We start from the raw sequence: 15558 nt of genomic DNA on the forward strand, positions 1-15558 counted from the left end.
CTGTTGCCTTCCTAACTAAAGAAACACTACGGTATTTTTTTCTGCACTTTCCAGTGCACTAAGAACAAGACGCAATGTTCGGAGATTAGAACGACCCGAGCAAGCAGGTTCTCGATCCTCCTCGATAGCGTCCATCAAATCCGCCATAGGACCGAGAAAAGCATCGGGAAACCAGCGCGATTTCGGCTCTTGCTCTATGAACGTCCCGTCTTTTCTTCGCAAAATCCCTTTCGAGCCGTCACAGAAAATCGCCCCCTCGTCACCATCGAGAACGACGCGGAATTCCCATGGGTTAGGAATCTCTACTTTGTTGTGAAATGTATGACACACCATTAGACCCTCTTCGAAAAATATCAACGCCCCGTAAAGCATAGGCGCGACACTCACTTGGCCAGGAAAAGCTGTTTGCATCGCGGCAATTTTTTGCGGTTCTTTATCTGCGAAATAGAGAACGAGGTCGAAGTAGTGGATGCCATGATCGCAAAGTGTGAAATTCGGCATTTTCACGTACCACGTCTGCGGGTCGTCTTGCCAGCCTCTAACGTCGAAGTGGATGAAATTGAGCGACCCGATTGCGCCGTTTTGCACCCATTTTTTCAAAAGAAGATAAACGCCAGCCCATCGGGCTTGTTGATTCGCTTGAATTTTTACATTGTGTTTTTCTGCGATGGCAATCATGTGTTCGGCATCTTGTAACGTATTCGCGATGGGCTTTTGAACTAAGATGTGTTTTTTCGCTTTCGCCGCCTTTTCGATAGCCTCTTTTCTGCCTTCGATGTGGAATGCAATATCCACAATCCGAACATCTTCTCTCTCTAATAACTCATCGAGGGTTCTACATACGTTAGGGATGTTGAATTTTTCTGCAGTTCGTTTCGCCGCCTCTTCTCGAAGATCATAACAGGCGACGACGTTTAATCCTGCCGCACGATAAGCGGGCAAATGCGCGAGGTTGACGATTTCCCCGCAACCGAGAATGCCGATCCCGTAATCGGAATTTTTCGGCAATTTCGGAGCGAGTTCTTCTTCGGGGATTTTCCATTGCAATGGATCCATTTCGTCTAAAAAGTATACAATGAAAAGAAATGGAACCCGTTGCGGTTTACATCCACATCCCTTTTTGCCCTTCGAAATGCGGTTATTGCGATTTCAATTCTTATGCGATGACAGGAGAAATCGTCGAGCGTACATCACGCGCAATCGTGAATGAAATCGAACGAAGTGCGCATCGAGGACGCCCTGCAAAAACGATTTATTTCGGAGGTGGAACTCCGACTTTTATCCCTACCGAGCAGCTCTTGAGCATTTTCTCTGCCGTGACTCGGGTCCACCCCCCCGTTTCCGATTGCGAAATCAGCAGCGAGGCGAACCCAGGAACGGTGGATAGAGAAAAGTTTCGAATCATGCGCGAAGCTGGTTTTAATCGAATTAGCATTGGCGGACAAAGTTTCGATAACCGCGAATTGGTTCGGCTCGAAAGAATTCATCAAAGCGCGGACATCGAACGGGCAGTCGTCTCCGCACGAGAGGCAGGCTTCGATAATATCAATCTGGATTTGATGTTCGCTTTGCCTGGGCAATCTTTTCGAACGTGGCAAAAGAATTTGAAACATACCCTCGACTTAGAACTCGACCACCTCAGTTTATATTGTCTTACGATCGAACCGAACACGAAATTCTATCGCCGATGGTTAAAGGGCGAACTCGAATTGCCGGAGGAGGAAGAACAGATTGCGATGTACGATTACGCAGTCGCTGAAGCGGAATCAAAGGGTTTTCGTCAATATGAAATCAGCAATTTCGCGAAACCCGGAAAGGAATGTCGCCATAATTTATGTTATTGGCGGGGAGAAGAATACGCCGCGTATGGACCGGGTGCAGTAGAACAAGTGGGGGGGATTCGCTGGACGCATATCAAACATCCTGTAAGATATTGCGAAGCAGTCGAAGAAGGGGGGGATTTGGCTTGCGAAAAAGAATTTCTTACCGACGAGATACGAAAAGAGGAAGCCATCATGCTCGGTTTGAGGCTGAACGAAGGGGTGACCTTGGATAAAATCGACCCATCTCCAAATGCTTTAAATAAATTAATAGAGAAGGGATGGATTGCCAGGGAAAACGGAAGGATCCGCTTGACAAAAGAAGGAAGGCATTATTGCAATCAAGTGATCGTGGAGGTTTTATAAGAACGGTTCTAAACCGACGACCAAGCCACTGAATTTTTTGAAATTTCGCAATACGAGCAAGACTCCAGGCATGTAGGCGCTTCGCGACATGCTGTCATGGTGAATGGTAAGAACTTCGCCAGGACTTCCGAAAATCACTTTTTGATGGGCGAGCAATCCGGGTAAACGAAGAGAATGAATGCGCACATCTTTCAAATTTCCTCCCCGAGCACCTTCGAGTTTTATGATCTCCGTTTTTGACGGCGAAGGGGGGGCGGAGCGGGCTTTTGCGATTTCTTCTGCCGTAACGAGCGCCGTTCCGCTGGGTGCATCCGCTTTCTGGTTATGATGCATTTCTATAATCTCGGCATCCGGAAAATATTTCGCCGCTTCTCTCGAAAATTTCATCATGAGAACAGCGCCGATGGCGAAGTTAGGGATCCAATACGCAGGGAGGTTCTTGCTTTGCGCGGTTTTCTTGATTCGTGATAGGTCCTCCTCGCTCAGTCCACTCGTACCGATTATCGGAACGGCACCATGTTCGAGCGCTAAAACGGCATTATCCGCAGCGCAGGAAGCGTGCGTAAAATCTACAACAGCATCTACTGGTTGATTTTTTAGTGCCTGTTCGAAATTATTTTGAAGCGGAACACCGCAAATGTTTTCCCCCACATGGCGTGCAACGGCAAAAACGAGTTCGATATCGTCTGTATTTGCAATGGTTTGACAAACTTCTCTCCCCATTTTCCCAGAAGCACCGATTACACCTACCTTTATCATTTCGATTTTCTCTCTACTCTCATTTTTTCCGAAACCATAAGTAGCGGAACACCGTTATCATCCAACCATAGTTTGATTTCATGGATAGATACTTTTCCCTCGAGGTCGGTTTGCGTGATTGCATGTGCCACGACGTCCTTCTTACCCACTCGTATCGTTTCTTTTCCTGAATAAACTGCCCTTATTTTATGCCACAAAAGGTTCGTAAGGTCGAAACGATAATATTCATATTGTTTGCCGATTCTCGGAGTTACGGTAAGGAACCAAAACTCGCTTTTTGCTCGAATTTCCGCTCCTTTCGGAATAGGAATGGTTTGTGTGCTGCGCTTTCCTTTTTCTTCTCGCACGATGTGCACCGAATCTTTCCCGAACGATGCGATAATCGTTCGCTCCGAATCGCCGGTGGTGCGAAGATATTTTCGAATGGGACGTCCCTCGAAGTCGTATTCGTTTTCCTGAACGTTCGTTTGCTGAAAATCTTGAAAGGAGTATTCGCTTCGAATTTGCGTTTGCAAAGCTTTGTTTTCCTTCAACGTAATTTTGTAACGCAGTTCTCCCACATGCGCTTCGCCGAAGTAGACGTCGTATTCCGCGCTTTTTTCCGTGTTCGGCTCAGAAAAAGTATTCGGAGTGAATAAAAGCGCGGTCACGATAACCCATGAACAAGACATCAATTCGTTGTTTACCCTATCGTTGCGGGTAAATTCGGTGAATTCGGGGCACTCTTATCAACACAGCGAGCGTTTTAGGAGGCGGATTATTAGGTCTCGCCGTAGGTCAAGGACTTCCATCCGAATATCAGTCCCTCTCTCAATCGGCAATCGGAATTGGCACCGTTGCCATGGGGCTAAAAATGTTTCTGGATTCGAAGAATGTGCTCATCCCGATAGGAGCAATGATCTTAGGAGGCTTGTTAGGTCACTTAATTGGGCTTCAAGCGGCGATGGAGGCATTGGGAGAATGGGCAAAGCGACAACTGGGTTCCGATTCGGGAACCTTTCAAGAGGCATTCGTTACGACGAGCATTCTCTATTGCGTTGGACCGATGACACTTTTAGGATGTTTGGAGGATGGCTTGGAAGGAAAAGTGCGTTTGCTCGGTTTGAAGTCCTTGTTAGATGGAGTCTCTTCGTTTTTCTTTTCCGCTGCATTAGGCGTGGGAGCTCTACTTTCTGCCGGGACGGTTTTCATCGTGCAAACACCACTGACTTTAGGCGCGCGAGCAATACGCGGATTAGCGGAGAAGCCGCATATCCTCAGTGAAATCACCGGTTCGGGGGGGCTCATTCTCGTCGCTATCGGATTGCGCCTCTTGGAGGTTAAAAAACTCCCTACCGCGGATTTCCTGCCGGCTTTGCTCTTTGCAGGAATTGCTGGAAGCATATTTTTGAAACACACACGCAAAACATAAATGCTTTGAAAAGAAACGCGCGCCTTATGTCGTTTCTACTTCACGAGCCTTGCACGGAAGAGTTTGTACGGTTCGAATGCGCTCAGATGGATGGCGTCTCCGTTCCATTGGTTTACACCTTTGCGAACGCGGAAATTGAAAGCGAAAGCGTACGTGTCACCCTCTTGCAGGGTGAGATTCGACACTAAATGCCATGGAATTTTCAAACGAACTTGAAACCAATCTTTTCTTTCCGTGCTCGCAATGCGCAAAGATTCCTTTTTGACCAACTCACGGTCGGCGAAGGGCCATTTGTTTTGTGCACCATTATGTACGAAGAAATCTTTGATAACAGCCCCCCCTGCATCGCATTCTATCGTAATATAATAATTATCTTGTCCACTGAAAACGCCATCGAGAGCGAAATCCGTAATAATTTGTATCGCTTCTGGTTTTCTATCGAAACTGAATGCCAAATACAACGCCGTTTCGTCCCATTTCGCGTACACGCCTCCTTCCAGCCACTTGCTTCTAAATCTTCCCCATTTATTTCCCCATTCTCGCTCTTCATCTATGGATTTCTTGATGTCTGGCGAGCCGTAAGAAATGAATTCCTGAAATGGGACGCACGGGTCTTTTCGCAATTTATCGGGAATTCCCATTCCTGTTTGGTCGGTTTTCTTCGGATTCGGTCGAATCATTTCTATAGAGGCATTGTTGATAGATTCCAAAGTCGCGGGCACCCAATTTGCAAACATCAATCTTTGTAAATCTCCTATTCCATCCCCTGCCGTGGATTTCTTTTTCGGGTCACTGCCCCACCTTTTCTCATCGAATGGCAAAGAGGAATCGTTATCGGGAATCCCGTCTTCGTCTTGGTCTTGGGTGGATGTGATGAATCCGAAAAGATTATAAAAGAACGCATGTCTTGGCCATATGCGCAGGATGTACGCATTTCCATCCCAATGTTCTCCGAAAGGTCCGGGAAATCCACCATTGCGATAATCTGCAAAATGATTGAAAGGATATTCCTCGAACCCGCTTTCGTGAAACATCGAATCGAATGCGTGATGGAATTCATGAGTAAATAGCCATGCCAAATCGCCCCCACCCAAAAACACACTGTGCCCTGGTTGCATTTTTTCTTCTATTCCGTAATAATGCGCCCCCCACGTTCCTCCTCCGGAGGTTTGCATGTAATATGCCTTGCGCGATGGGTCGTAACGTCTTTCACAATCGATCACAACGAGCGATGCGTAGTCTTCCCTGGATTTTCCCTTCGTTCGCAGAATCGCATCGTCTTGCGCCTCGGCTGGAAATTCTTGCCCGCTCGTGAGAGGTTTGTCGTAGATAAACCAATCGAAGTTCAAATTCACAGTGCAGCGAGAATTGATAAAATAAAACAAACGCGCATCAGCGAATTCCTTCCGAATATAATTTAAATATTCCGGTGGGGGTGGGTTGCCTCGTTCTTTACCGCCTGAACCCTCCGGGTTATACATGTCGAGCCTCACGATAACCGCAATAGGAAGGTTCAAAATCGTCGTCTCGCCTTTCGCAGGTCGTGTGGCGAAAGAATACACGTGCGATAATCCTTTATCCTTTCCTATCGAACGAACATACGGATGAGATATTCGATAAACATAACCAGTACCCGGCTCTAAATTAGAAACGAGAATAGAATGGGACGTAGAGTCGTTAGATAGGGAACGTATTTTCGGTTGAATTTTTTGCAGTTCACCGTTATGTCGCGAAGTCCTTTTCATCACAAAAAGTGTCGGGATTTTCTCTACGGGGATTAATGTTTCCCATTCGATTACTGCGCTCGTGGATGTGATTCCCGACACTCTCGGTCGCGGAATATCGGTCAAGTTTTTATCGAGGAGAAGGATTCGGTCGTTTTTCGTGTCGGCGACCGCAATGTTGCCATTCGGTGAAACCGCAACACTGCTCGGCTCTCGAAATCTTCCGTAATTCCCTCCATCGAATTGTCTTATAGGTTTAGAAAAATCGTTCGGATTCCAAATTGCAACAAAACCGTTTCCGCTGTCTAAACCAATGATAGAACCATCATTCAGCACATCAATCGAGGCACATATCCACATTCCGCGAATGATGCCTTTATCTTCTGGCTCTACATGCTGAATTTCTAAACTTGTCGGATTATATCGATAAATATCGATGCGCGAATTCCATCCCGATGCGATATATAACAATCCATCACGATACGCCACATCCATAGGAGCGTTGAACTGCTCGGCTCTATCCCCATATTCTCCGAATTTCTTGAGAAACTTCCCTTCCGAATCGAAAATCTGAATTCGGTGATTGTACGTGTCGGCGATAATTACGTTTCCCGAAGAATCCAGTGCGATTCCTTGCGGACTTTCGAATTCACCATCGCTTTTTCCTCGCTTCCCCCATGTTTTATAGATCGTCCCATCTTCGTTGAGACATACGATTCGATGATTCCCCGTGTCGCAAAGATAAATTTTTCCGTTTTTCCCGATTGCAATTCCTCTCGGAGATTCCAAACCGAGATTCGTCCAGCGTTTTATCTCTTCTTCTTTTTCGTTATATATCGCGATAGCATTCGACTCCATCCAAGTTGCGTAGAGCCTCCCTGTGGAATCGTAAGCAAGTCCAGACGGTTGCTTCAATTCAGGCAAATTCTGAGAAAAAGATAGAAGAAGGATAAGCGTAAAAACACCCATGATCGTGTTCTCCTCGAAAAATTTTAAAGAGAGTGAATGCTCTTTCCATGAGCAGCCGCTTCGTAGGCTTCCAGAATCGGCTCTGCCAACGTGGGATGAGCATGAATCATATCTGTCATGTAAGGCAATGTCGCTTCGAGTTTGATCGCTGCAACTCCTTCGTGAATTAAATCGCTCGCGTGTGGACCGATGATATGAACTCCGAGCAATTCACCGTATTTCTTCTCGGCAACGACTTTGACGAATCCATCCTGCTCTCCGATAGCCATCGCTTTGCCGTTAGCGCGAAAACCGTATTTTCCGATAACGACATCGTATTCTTGCGCTCGCGCTTCACTTTCCGTCAAACCGACACTCGCTACCTCAGGAATTGTAAATACACAGTTCGGAACTGAACGATAGTCCATTCTCTTGCCATCATTCAAAATCGCATTGTGCGCGGCGACGATTCCCTCCATACTGGCGACATGCGCTAGTTGAATCTTTCCGATGACGTCTCCGATTGCGTAAATATGCGATGCGTGGGTTTGCATTTGATCATTTACGACTTCGATACCCCGTTTATGAGTCCGTACACCCACTTTCTCTAAATTGAGACCTTCGAAACATGCTTTCCGTCCGACGCCAATCAGAACGACCTCGACGACGACCTCTTTGTTTCCCGTAGGAGTTTTTATCGTACACTTCCATCCCTCTTTCGTTTTTTCTGCTTTCTCTACCATCGCACTCGTTATCACTTCGATGCCCTGTTTTTTGAAACAGCGCGCGAGTTCTGGACCCAATTCTTCGTCGAACATCGGGATCAGCGTTGGCATCATTTCCACGAGAGTCATTTTCGTCCCTAAAGCATTGAAGATATACGCAAATTCGACGCCGACTGCCCCCCCTCCGATCACGAGCATGCTTTTAGGCAAAAAAGGCGGAAAGACCGCATCATCGCTCGTCCAAACATTTTCTCCCTCTAAACCAGGGATATTTAATCCCATTACACCAGAACCGCTCGCAATAATAAAACTCTTTGCGCGGACGGTTTGTTTCTCGCCATTATTAGAAATTTCTACTGTATTCGTATCTTTGAAAGAAGCAGAACCTTTGATGTGCTTTACATTATTTTTTTTGAAAAGCATTTCGATTCCGCCCCTTTGTGTCTTTACGATTTTTTCCACTCGCGCGAGCATTGCCTTAAAATCGAGTTCGGGTTCACCCTGAAGTTTTATCCCTAAATCTCCTGCATGCCTAATTTGTCCGAGGCGTTCCGCAATGGCAATCCATGCTTTCGAAGGAATGCAACCGAGGTTGAGACAAGTACCTCCGAGATGTTCCTTTTCCACGCAAATCACACTGCCACCGAGTTGGGCGGCTTTTATCGCCGCTACGTAACCACCTGGTCCTGCTCCGATTACCACGAGGTCTGCATCGTATTTTTCTGCTTCCATAGGTTGAGTTTTCTCCTTCGGGAAAGTATTTATTTTCTCCAATGTAAGAGCGCCGGATGCGAATGAAAGCATACCGGGCGAACGCATGGGGAGGATATGACTTAAATTCTTCATCGAAGTCAGTGGTTCGAGAATACCCGTAAAGCGTTTTTAAAATTCTTCTTTACTAACCCGAGTTAGGATATACTGATTGTATTATTGTTTCCGAGGTAACTCGAAAAAGGAGGCAACGGATGTTCAGAAAGTTTTACACACTTGCTTTATGCTCTCTTTTCACCTTATCGTCGGCATACGCGTTTTTCGGGGTGCACTCTGCTTACATAGCAAAGTTCCTCGAAAAGAGTATCTCGAAAGGTGGGAAGACCGTGCCTGAAATCCGAAAAATGACAAGGATTCGCCCGAGTGGTGGAAACACCCTTTCGCTGGAAGTGATGGGAAGAAAGAGAATCGAGGAACTAGGTGGCAAGCCCGACTTCAAACAAGCCTATTTATGGTGGTTCGAGCAGCGTGCTTTTCCTTTCGGCTTTATCGATTGGAACGCATATGAAATCGCTGCCGCGCATCGGGATAGCATGGAGCCTGCACGTAAGCCTAAGCCGGAACATGTTTCGATAGGACGCGTAGGAGTGGGAGGAAGCCTTTGGGAAACCTCCGGACCGAGGGATTTGGATATCCCTTATCAAATTTATTATGGCCAGCCCCCTTTGAGCGGACGCGTAAATGCAATTGCCATTGACCCGACGAACCCGAATGTATGGCTCATCGGCGCCGCCACTGGCGGAGTTTGGAAAATCGAGCGAATCGATGCAACGACTTTTAACGTAACACCTTTGAGCGACGGTTGGGAATCCTTAGCAGTCAATGCAATTGCTTTTGACCCGACAAACAATCAAGTGATTTACGTCGGAACGGGAGATTTTAACGGAGGATATCCTTACTCTTTCGGCATTATGAAAAGCACGAACGGGGGGGCGTCTTGGACGAATTTAGGAAGAAATCAATTCGGCGGATGCGCTGTACGAAAAATTCTCGTTTCACCCGATGACCCTAACATCGTTATCGTTGCAGCGGGAAGAGGAAAAGATGGAGCGACCGGATTGTGGCGTTCCACAGATGGAGGAACTACGTGGGCAAAAGTGATTAATGAAAATCGCGCATGGACGGATGTGGAATGCGGAATTCCCGATGGACAAGGAGTTCGCGCTTATTATGCATGCGGTGAAGGAACGAATGGGGTTTATCGTTCCTTAGATAAAGGCGCAACGTGGACTGCGCTTACGACTCCTCTTGGTGATACATGGGTGGACGGAATCGAAATCGCCGCATCGAAAACCGACCCGAATACGGTTTATCTCCTTTCAGGCGTTACGGCGCAAATTTTCAAAAGTACTGATAGAGGAAACAATTGGAACAGCATTACCGCAGGGTTTCCCAATGGCACAGGTTATTACAACTGGAGTCAATGGTGGTACGACTTTTATATTAATTGCGATATCAATCCATCGAATAACAACGACATCGTAATGGTCGGGCTCATCGATATCGTGATGTCTCCAAATGGCGGAAGTACTTGGCAATCCATAGGAAAGACCTATCAAAGCTCTGCTCTCACACACAACGACCAACACTCCATTGCCTTCAATCCTCCGAGCGGAAATAACGTCGAGGCGATTTTCGGAAACGACGGTGGAGTTTTCGTTTTGAATTACGACGCAGGCGCGAACACATGGAGCATCAATCCCGAAGCGAATACCAACTTGATTACCACACAATTCTATGCAATGGATTGGCATCCCTCTAGCGTAAATCACGGAATAGGCGGAACGCAAGACAATGCCACACCATGGTCGAATGGAAATTTAAACTCATGGGATAACGTGGGGGGCGGAGATGGAGGATTCTGCGCCATTTCGCAGAGTAACCCCGTAAACCAATTCGCCACTTCGCAATTTCTCGGCGTTTATAAGACGACGAACTCCTGGACGAGCAGTACCAACATCACACCCAACATCGGGTCAGATAACGTAGGATTCATCGCTCCTATCACACTCGACCCGAACAACGAAGACTTGCTCTATGCAGGAACGAATTACTTATGGAAATACACATCGTCTACGAACACATGGACACCTCGTCTCGGAAACACGCAACTTACGGGAAGCAGTGGATATTTAACTTACATTGCGGTTGCTCCCGGTGACGGAAATAGAATTTTCACTGGTTCTGTTGACGGAAAAGCGTACATGACCACGAACGGTGGCACGTCTTGGACAGACATCACCATCGGGTCCAATTCTCTGCCGAATCGAGCGATTACATGTATCGCTGTGAATCCGAATGATAAAAACGATGTCATCGTTACCGTGTCAGGAACGAACAGCGGACATGTTTGGCGCTGTACAGACGTAACTTCTTCTTCGCGTGTCTGGCAAGACATCAGTGGAAATCTTCCGAACATTCCTGTGAACTCGCTCGTGCGTCATCCGAATCGCCCGAACGACACTTTGTTCGCCGCGACCGATGTCGGAATGTTCTTCACGACCGATGGTGGAACTTCTTGGGTAAACGCAACGGCTTCTTTAGGATTGCCCAATGTGCAATTCAATTCGCTAAAGTATCGTTCATTGCTGAATATTCTTTATGCAGCATCTTGGGGTCGTGGAATTTGGGGATTGAATCTCGACGACCCAGGATTGAACGATCTTACAGCCGTTCCGAATAAACTAATGGGTGGAAGTTCAGGACAAGGCTTTGTCGAATTGGATAGGCCTATAGGAAGTAACGCCTTCTCCGTAACGCTTTCGAGCAGTAATCCTGCGGTTTTGCAAGTCCCCCCCAATGTTACGATTAATCCCGGCGAAAGGACAGGCAGTTTCGTTTTCACGACATCGCAAACTACGGGGATCACGGTCGTTACGATAACTGCGAGCGTCCCGGATGGACAGATTAGCACGCAAGTAACCGTCGTTCCTCTGATTCCGAAGAATTTGAAAATAACCCCCCCGACGGTTTCTGGAGGGACGAACGCAACCGGTGAAGTTACTCTAAATGCGCCTGCTGGAACGGGAGGTGTAACGGTCAATCTCCTTTCGAATAATACGAGCGTTGCGACTGTACCCCCCTCTGTTTTCATCCCTGAAGGACAAACATCAGGCACATTCATCATAACGACCTATCCTGTAAAAGTCACCACAAAAGCGAAAATTACAGCGACCCTGAATGGCGGACGCGCGAGCGCGGACATCGAGGTAACCCCCCCGATGGTTTCGAAACTCACTCTGAATCCGCAAACAGTTCCGAGCAATTCGCAAAGCATCGGAACGGTATATCTTACGGGTCCTGCTCCTGAAGGTGGAAGTCTGGTTACTCTCAAAAGTGGCGACCCGAAACTCGCAATGGTTCCCGATAGCGTGTTAGTGCCTGAGGGCGAAGTCTCTGCGTCTTTCGTGATTAAAACAGGCTACACTAACGTCACGAAAGGGGTTGCCATTTTCGCAACGAAATTCAAGACGGTGTATAACATCTTGAAAGTAACACCGCCTTAATCGAAGTAGAGGAACCCTAGGGGTTTAAGCGTTCCCAAACAAAGTTTGGGAACGAGAAAAGGTTTTTAGTTTTTGAATGTACGATTTTCGGTTCCTCTTGCGCAAGCAGGGGGAACCCTACGGAGGGGGTCAGTCAATGAAAAGTGAAGGAATTTCACCCCCTCCTTAAAGGTTCCCCCTCTTCGCTTTCGCTCGAAGGGGAACCGGATTATAAATTACGATTCTCATCAACTAAATGGAAATAAATCAATCAAATAAAAACAAGTTCTCCTTGCGCAAGCAGAGGGAATCTTGCGGAAAATAGTTTTTATTTCACTCCCGAAAATGCAAACAAGCCACTCTCGGAATTCCCGATAGATCTTGCTCGATTCGCACATGAAAATGCTCGGGGATTAATTTCCGAATCGCATCTAATTGCCTCATCCCGAATTCGAATAAGAGCGCGCCCCCCGGTTTTAGCACTCGAGATGCGTCTTTAATCAAACGCTCGATTTTCGAAATGCCACGTTCTGCGAACAAAGCAACCGAAGGCTCCCAATTTCGCACACCTTGCTCCAACAACGGGTCGTCGAAAGAAACATAAGGAGGGTTGGAAACGATGACATCCAACGAACGCTCACGGAAAGCCGATAATAAATCGGCTAAAAGAAATTGCATCTTGACCGAGAACCGAGAAGCATTTTCTTTAGCCACACGTAAAGCTTGTTCGCTAATGTCTGTTGCAATCCAATAAACACTCGGTTTTTCCAATGCGAGTGTAATCGCTAAATTTCCGCTTCCCGTTCCGATATCCGCCGCGCACATTCCGCTTCTTAAAATTTCGAGTGCGCATTGCACTAAGATTTCCGATTCTGGCCTCGGAATGAGCACATGGCGATTTACGAAAAACCGACGTCCATAAAATTCTTTATATCCGAGGATATAGGCAATCGGTTCACCTTTTAAGCGACGTGCCAACAACGAATCCGCTTGGGATGAATCGAAGATTTCATCTTCTATGGGAAATAATTTCTCTCTTTCGACACCTAATGCATGGGCTAACAGCAGTTGTGCTTCTAAAGATGATGACTCGAAACCGGCTTCTCGCAGTTCTCTTTCTGCATTTTGCAGCCAATCACGAATGGAGGTACGCAATTTTTAAATTTTTGCCGGCGTTTTCAGTTGCATTTTAATTCTTTCTGCAACTTCCGAAAGGATTTTTGCTTTAACAAAAGTCCCCTCCTCACGAGACTCCGTTTCTAATACACGTCCATACCGATAGCATTCATCGAGTAAATGGCTTTGAGAATACGGAATTACCATGACAACCTCTGCATAAAGCGATTGTGTCATTTCTACGAGTTTTCGCTTTAATGTCTCTAATCCTTCTTTCTTTTTAGCAGAGATTGCAACCGAATTCGGCGTATTTGCAATCAACTCTCGAATCTCTTCGGGATTTTCGAGTTTGTCCACTTTGTTGAACACTGTGAGAACCGGTTTATGGGATACATCCAATTCCACCAAAGTATCCAAAACGGCATCCCGCTGGATATCCCAATTCGGATGGCTGATGTCTATAACATGAATCAGCAAATCCGCTTCGATGACTTCTTCCAATGTCGCATGAAACGCTGCGATGAGGTGTGTGGGCAAATCCCGAATGAAACCGACCGTGTCCGTAAGAAACAAGTGATATCCGTTTTGCAATTCGACTTTGCGGGTGGTCGGGTCGAGTGTCGCGAAGAGCATCGAATCCGTATAGACGTGGCTATCCGAAAGTGCATTCAAAAGCGTACTTTTTCCTGCACTCGTGTATCCGACGAGGCTCGCGCTCGGAAATGGCAATTTTCTCCTTCCCGTTCTTTGAAGTTCACGATGACGACGAACCTCCTCTAAATCTTTTTGCAAATGTTCGATGCGGTCTTTGATTCTTCGCCTATCTACTTCCAATTTCGTTTCACCTGGACCACGAACGCCTATGCCCCCCCTCTGTTGTTCGAATTTCGTATAGACGGTCGTAATCTTCGGCAACATATAAAGATACTGCGCCAATTCCACCTGCAGCATTCCTTCTTTCGTGTGCGCTCGTTGAGCGAAAATATCGAGAATTAACTGGGGACGGTCAATCACTTTGATATGAAGAGCGTCTACTAAATTGCGCTGTTGAAGAGCATTCAAATCGCAATCGAACAGCGTTAGGTCGGCTTTCAATTCCCTCGTCGCCATCAATAGTTCTTCCACCTTCCCTTTGCCGATATAGGTGGGCGGGTGAACCTTACTGACACGCTGCCGGAGAGACCCGACGGGTTCGATACCCGCAGCCTCGCATAGCGCGACCATTTCCTCTTCCACGTAGGAATCTTGCTCAGGATCGGAGTTGACGAAAACAAGGACCGCGCGCTCAGTCGGCGCCCGTGTCTCTATAAGTTCACGAGGCATATATTTCTAATGAGTCTTTTATCGAAAGCACTCTCTTTGATTTTTAAAGACGTATATCGAATAATCGAATTCCCGCCGAAATGAACAAGCCGCTAAAATCGAGGCCTGCAACTTCACTCATCCAATCATACCTGATTTCGAAATAAAAAGTCTTGCTCACCGTTATCCCTACTGAAGCATTAACGTCCATGACAACTTCCGATTCGTCAATCCCGAGAAAAGGCGAGTTCACATCCGCAAAACACGGTCCGACTCTGACAGCAACGTACGGAACGATTTCGCTTTTGTCCGGAAACGCCCTGGTCACCCCGAAAGTTACCGGGATTAAGGTGGCATCGTTCCCGAAACTGCTCGCGTTTAGAAACCCGACATCGAAGGTGAAGCGCCATCTTTGGTCGGTCTGAAAACTAATCGGGGTGAGACCGATACGAGCCCAACTATCGCCGAAAACATTCCTCACAGTAGAATCCGACGGCAAAAACACCCCTCCGTCTATTCCTATGGTTATGGACTGAGCGGATGCACTGCCTCCAAGACAAAGAAAAAAAATAAAAATTGCCGCTTTTTTCAACATGCTTCCTCCTAATTTAGCTGTTTCCTTCATTCGTCCGAAAAGAAGAACGGGCGAAATTGTACCAGTACGGGTATATAAAGAGACGTGATTCCCCCTATCAAAATCCCTATTCAAGCAGAACACGATGCCTGCATCCCGAGTTATGCAACAGAGAACGCCTCAGGGATGGACTTACTGGCGAACGAGGAACTCGAACTCGCCCCAGGTGAAATCGCAGCCGTCGCGACAGGAATTCGCGTAGCGATTCCGCCTGGATACGAAGGTCAGGTACGCCCCCGTTCTGGGTTGGCTTTGAAAAAAGGTCTTTCCATTCCTAACGCCCCGGGAACGATCGACTCAGATTATCGCGGCGAAATAAAAGTCATTCTTATTAATCACGGGAAAGAACCAGTAAAAATACAAAAGGGAGACCGTATCGCTCAATTGGTTATCTGCCCTGTCGTTCGAGCATGTTGGGAAGTCTCGGATTCCCTACCCGAGTCGAGTCGTGGGGAGGGTGGTTTCGGAAGTACAGGGCGATAAATGAGCGTTTATTT

Annotated in this window: 12 protein-coding genes; 4 read left to right on the forward strand and 8 right to left on the reverse strand. The window is 46.9% G+C overall.

Annotated features, from left to right (window positions below):
• Positions 1 to 15: 15 nt before the first annotated feature.
• Entirely contained in the window at positions 16 to 1056 is a 1041-nt protein-coding gene (locus VNK96_01615) for a Gfo/Idh/MocA family oxidoreductase (GenBank protein ID HWP30412.1), read from the reverse strand.
• Between the two features lie 29 nt (positions 1057 to 1085).
• Here VNK96_01615 and hemW point away from each other — a divergent pair, with 29 nt between their 5' ends.
• Positions 1086 to 2186 carry a radical SAM family heme chaperone HemW gene (gene hemW, locus VNK96_01620; GenBank protein HWP30413.1) on the forward strand — a complete coding sequence of 367 codons (1101 nt, stop codon included), beginning with the start codon at positions 1086 to 1088 and terminating at the stop codon, positions 2184 to 2186.
• On the opposite strand, the gene dapB is transcribed toward hemW, so the two are convergent.
• Both dapB and VNK96_01630 read right to left on the reverse strand, forming a co-directional pair.
• The gene (gene dapB / locus VNK96_01625; GenBank protein HWP30414.1) at positions 2181 to 2945 is read right to left on the reverse strand and encodes a 4-hydroxy-tetrahydrodipicolinate reductase; all 765 of its coding nucleotides are present in this window, start codon (positions 2943 to 2945) and stop codon (positions 2181 to 2183) included. The genes hemW and dapB overlap by 6 nt on opposite strands.
• Positions 2942 to 3616, reverse strand: coding sequence for a hypothetical protein (locus tag VNK96_01630; protein ID HWP30415.1), 675 nt, complete (start codon positions 3614 to 3616; stop codon positions 2942 to 2944). The genes dapB and VNK96_01630 overlap by 4 nt, the downstream gene beginning before the upstream one ends.
• Positions 3617 to 3672: 56 nt before the next feature.
• Between VNK96_01630 and VNK96_01635 the strand changes: the two genes are divergently transcribed.
• Entirely contained in the window at positions 3673 to 4356 is a 684-nt protein-coding gene (locus tag VNK96_01635) for a DUF554 domain-containing protein (GenBank protein ID HWP30416.1), read from the forward strand.
• Between the two features lie 35 nt (positions 4357 to 4391).
• Here VNK96_01635 and VNK96_01640 read toward each other — a convergent pair whose 3' ends face one another.
• Together VNK96_01640 and lpdA are read right to left on the reverse strand one after the other, a co-directional pair.
• Positions 4392 to 7049, reverse strand: coding sequence for a fibronectin type III domain-containing protein (locus VNK96_01640; GenBank protein HWP30417.1), 2658 nt, complete (start codon positions 7047 to 7049; stop codon positions 4392 to 4394).
• A gap of 23 nt (positions 7050 to 7072) precedes the next feature.
• Positions 7073 to 8485 carry a dihydrolipoyl dehydrogenase gene (lpdA, locus tag VNK96_01645; protein HWP30418.1) on the reverse strand — a complete coding sequence of 471 codons (1413 nt, stop codon included), beginning with the start codon at positions 8483 to 8485 and terminating at the stop codon, positions 7073 to 7075.
• Positions 8486 to 8850: 365 nt separating this feature from the next.
• Between lpdA and VNK96_01650 the strand changes: the two genes are divergently transcribed.
• Positions 8851 to 12030, forward strand: a complete 3180-nt coding sequence (locus VNK96_01650) for a hypothetical protein (GenBank protein HWP30419.1) — start codon at positions 8851 to 8853, stop codon at positions 12028 to 12030.
• Positions 12031 to 12342: 312 nt separating this feature from the next.
• Here VNK96_01650 and prmC read toward each other — a convergent pair whose 3' ends face one another.
• From prmC to VNK96_01665, 3 genes are read right to left on the reverse strand one after another with little or no spacing between them, the layout of a single operon-like run.
• Entirely contained in the window at positions 12343 to 13164 is an 822-nt protein-coding gene (gene prmC / locus VNK96_01655; GenBank protein HWP30420.1) for a peptide chain release factor N(5)-glutamine methyltransferase, read from the reverse strand.
• A 3-nt stretch (positions 13165 to 13167) separates the two neighbouring features.
• On the reverse strand, positions 13168 to 14448 hold the full coding sequence (hflX, locus tag VNK96_01660; protein ID HWP30421.1) for a GTPase HflX: 1281 nt from the start codon (positions 14446 to 14448) through the stop codon (positions 13168 to 13170).
• 43 nt (positions 14449 to 14491) lie between these two features.
• Positions 14492 to 15052, reverse strand: coding sequence for a hypothetical protein (locus tag VNK96_01665; protein HWP30422.1), 561 nt, complete (start codon positions 15050 to 15052; stop codon positions 14492 to 14494).
• Between the two features lie 54 nt (positions 15053 to 15106).
• Between VNK96_01665 and dut the strand changes: the two genes are divergently transcribed.
• On the forward strand, positions 15107 to 15544 hold the full coding sequence (gene dut / locus VNK96_01670; protein HWP30423.1) for a dUTP diphosphatase: 438 nt from the start codon (positions 15107 to 15109) through the stop codon (positions 15542 to 15544).
• Positions 15545 to 15558: the final 14 nt, after the last annotated feature.

Source organism: Fimbriimonadales bacterium (assembly GCA_035559795.1).
In the GTDB taxonomy this organism is placed as follows: domain Bacteria; phylum Armatimonadota; class Fimbriimonadia; order Fimbriimonadales; family ATM1; genus DATMAR01.

Excerpts from the sequence above, each read along its gene's own strand:
- VNK96_01640 (HWP30417.1), bottom strand. The coding sequence starts at position 7,049 with ATGGGTGTTTTTACGCTTATCCTTCTTCTATCTTTTTCTCAGAATTTG.
- hemW (HWP30413.1), top strand. The coding sequence starts at position 1,086 with ATGGAACCCGTTGCGGTTTACATCCACATCCCTTTTTGCCCTTCGAAA.
- hflX (HWP30421.1), bottom strand. The coding sequence starts at position 14,448 with ATGCCTCGTGAACTTATAGAGACACGGGCGCCGACTGAGCGCGCGGTC.
- dapB (HWP30414.1), bottom strand. The coding sequence starts at position 2,945 with ATGATAAAGGTAGGTGTAATCGGTGCTTCTGGGAAAATGGGGAGAGAA.
- VNK96_01665 (HWP30422.1), bottom strand. The coding sequence starts at position 15,052 with ATGAAGGAAACAGCTAAATTAGGAGGAAGCATGTTGAAAAAAGCGGCA.
- lpdA (HWP30418.1), bottom strand. The coding sequence starts at position 8,485 with ATGGAAGCAGAAAAATACGATGCAGACCTCGTGGTAATCGGAGCAGGA.
- VNK96_01615 (HWP30412.1), bottom strand. The coding sequence starts at position 1,056 with ATGGATCCATTGCAATGGAAAATCCCCGAAGAAGAACTCGCTCCGAAA.
- VNK96_01630 (HWP30415.1), bottom strand. The coding sequence starts at position 3,616 with ATGTCTTGTTCATGGGTTATCGTGACCGCGCTTTTATTCACTCCGAAT.